Genomic DNA, 2,633 nt, shown 5'->3' on the forward strand with positions numbered 1-2,633 from the left:
GAACATCATCGACTCAAATCTCTATTTGCAACAGTGCCTTTTTAAGATTATAGTAGTACCATGTATAGGCTAGAAATGAGGTATGTTGAAATTACAAAAGATCTTCAAGTTGGGAGATGATCTGCAGCCAACTTGGGCTACGACTACTTTACTAGATAAATTTTATCTATTCTTTTTTCATCGGTTCAGTTTTATATAAATATTTAAAATTCAGGAAAAAAATATGAACAATAATTATCCTAAACCTATGATAATAATGCACTGGATTACCTTTGTTTTAGTTGTAATTGTATATTTGACGAGTGGAGATCCAACAAGAACAGGTTTGCAGGGCCAGATTCATGTTATAGGTGGAATTTCAATATTTATTCTATTTTTCGTGCGGTTGAGTGTTGTTTTTCTCTATAAAAGAAGTATTCCTCAAAATGAGATCATTAATCCGTATCAAATAAAATTATTTAAAATTGTCAGATTTACGCTTTACGTAAGTTTATGTGTCGTTCCAATAGCGGGCTGGCTTGCATTATCGAGTTTCACTGATAACTTCCAAGTATTCTCTTTAAATTTGCCACTTTTGAGCAGTGTTAGAGAGGTTAAATATATTGGTCAGATGCATCAATTTTTAGGTAACTTCTTTATTACAGTCGTAGGTTTACATGCTTGTGCTGCATTAATCCACCATTTTATTTTCAAAGATAATGTATTAAAAAGTATGCTTTTTAAAAAAATGAAATGATTTAGATCTATAACTATAGAAAATAGGCATATTGTTCACCTAGAACAACATGCTTTATTGATATAAAGCATGTCAGATAGGTCAGGTATTTCTATAGACTTATTATCTATACTCCTCATGGAGTGGGAATATTTGGATTATACAAAAAAGGATCTTATGCCACCGCAACATTAAATAATGATCCAATCCAAGCACTGAATAACATGGCAATAATACCCCAAATCATTACCCGAATCGAACCTCTCCAAATACTGGCGCCGCCCGCATAACTGGCCAAGGCACCCATAATTCCGAGACTTAATACCCCAATCAGCATGACGCCTTTCTCTAAGTATCGCTCAGGCAGAAGCATAATTGAAATTAAAGGAAATAATGAGCCTACAGTAAATGCAATGGCTGAAGAGAAGGCAGCACGAAACGGCTGGGCAGAAGTATGATCTGAAATACCAATTTCATCACGCGCATGTGCATCTAAAGCATTGTGTGCAGTCAGTTGTTGCGCGACTTCTTGCGCTAAAGCGGGTTGTAATCCACGCTGTATGTAAATATTTTTTAGCTCATTTAATTCATGTTCAGGATGGCGTTGCAGTTCACGTTCTTCCATCTGCAGATCATTCTTTTCAATGTCTTGTTGCGATTTAACGGAGATGTATTCACCTGCAGCCATCGATGCAGCTCCAGATATTAATCCGGCGATACAGGTCACCAGTACAGTATGGGTAGATGCTCCACTGGCTGCGATTCCCACCACGAGACTTGTGACTGAAATAATCCCGTCATTTGCCCCCAGCACAGCTGCACGCAACCATCCCGCACGTTCGATGTAATGTTTTTCAATATGATAAGAATGGCGCACAAGGTATATCCTTTTTGTTATCAGGATGATTATAATAAATTTATTTCATCTGTAGAGATTATTATTGGCTAATTTCAAAAACCGTGATTAAAAGGCAAAAAAATTTTAAAACGGATTCTAGTAGCCACTGGCTATTCATTTTTAGGATCTAAAACAGCGTCTAAAAATAGGCAGCTTTTCGTCAAATCGTATTAATTGATCTTATTCTAATTCCTATGAGCTTTTTTATTGCTGTTTCTTCTATAGAACGGGCACTGATGGTGGCTGTCTGTTTACTGGCTGTAATTGTGGAATTATTCAATTCTGCGATTGAAGCTGTTTTAGATCGTATTTCGCTTGAAAAACATGCATTCCAAAAAGGCAAAAGATATGAGAAGTGCGGCACAATTTTCAGCACTTCTCATTATTTTTATTATTTGGTCAATTATTTTACTTGTCCACTAAAAGATCTTAAAAGTTGATTTTACTTAAGCCAACAATGGAAATTGATAGACTTCTGCATAGATTAGCGCAGCAAGCAGAACCAAAATAATGCTTAGGCTTACTGTATAAGTCTGCATAGCTGACCCAGGTATTTGCCAAATAATTTTTCCTCTGGCACTTAACCATTCTGTCAGACTAATACTGACAATTAACCATAATGTTCCTACCAAAAAACCACCCAGCACATCACTTAAGTAATGCTCATTTAAGACAATTCTACTTAGGCCTAAAAGTACAGCAAAAAGAAACATCGTAAAAAATATACGGACTTGTCTGATAAAATTTGGGCTAAAACGAATAGCCAGGTAAGCAAGAAATCCATATAAGGCAATAGCAATGGTGGCATGTCCACTAGGGAATGAGTAGGATTGCTCCAGCAGTAAAGCATCTGCTGGTCGCACGCGATGAAATAAGAGTTTACTCAGGAAGGTAAATATAGAACTTCCTATAGTGGAGACCAGCAACCCTATTAATATATAGGGTTGGCGAATGATCCAGCAGATCACACCGACTAAAATCACAATCAAACAAGAAATTGCTGTAGAACCAAAACTGGTG

3 protein-coding genes and 1 pseudogene are annotated in these 2,633 nt (G+C 36.5%); 2 read left to right on the forward strand and 2 right to left on the reverse strand.

All coding sequences use genetic code 11. The annotated features are described in order from the left end of the window. The first annotated feature begins 223 nt into the window (after nucleotides 1-223). Complete coding sequence (locus tag EXE10_RS20520) at nucleotides 224-736, forward strand: cytochrome b (RefSeq protein WP_004761014.1); 513 nt, start codon at nucleotides 224-226, stop codon at nucleotides 734-736. A 154-nt stretch (nucleotides 737-890) separates the two neighbouring features. Here EXE10_RS20520 and EXE10_RS20525 read toward each other — a convergent pair whose 3' ends face one another. Next, the gene (locus EXE10_RS20525; protein WP_004761016.1) at nucleotides 891-1,592 is read right to left on the reverse strand and encodes a VIT1/CCC1 transporter family protein; all 702 of its coding nucleotides are present in this window, start codon (nucleotides 1,590-1,592) and stop codon (nucleotides 891-893) included. 102 nt (nucleotides 1,593-1,694) lie between these two features. Between EXE10_RS20525 and EXE10_RS20530 the strand changes: the two are divergent. After that, a pseudogene (locus tag EXE10_RS20530) lies at nucleotides 1,695-2,036 on the forward strand (diacylglycerol kinase). A gap of 23 nt (nucleotides 2,037-2,059) precedes the next feature. Here EXE10_RS20530 and EXE10_RS20535 read toward each other — a convergent pair. After that, nucleotides 2,060-2,633: phosphatase PAP2 family protein (locus EXE10_RS20535; protein ID WP_130114567.1), on the reverse strand; the 574-nt coding region annotated here is incomplete at its 5' end.

The organism is Acinetobacter sp. WCHAc060033 (assembly GCF_004209125.1).
Classification (GTDB): Bacteria; Pseudomonadota; Gammaproteobacteria; order Pseudomonadales; family Moraxellaceae; genus Acinetobacter; species Acinetobacter wuhouensis.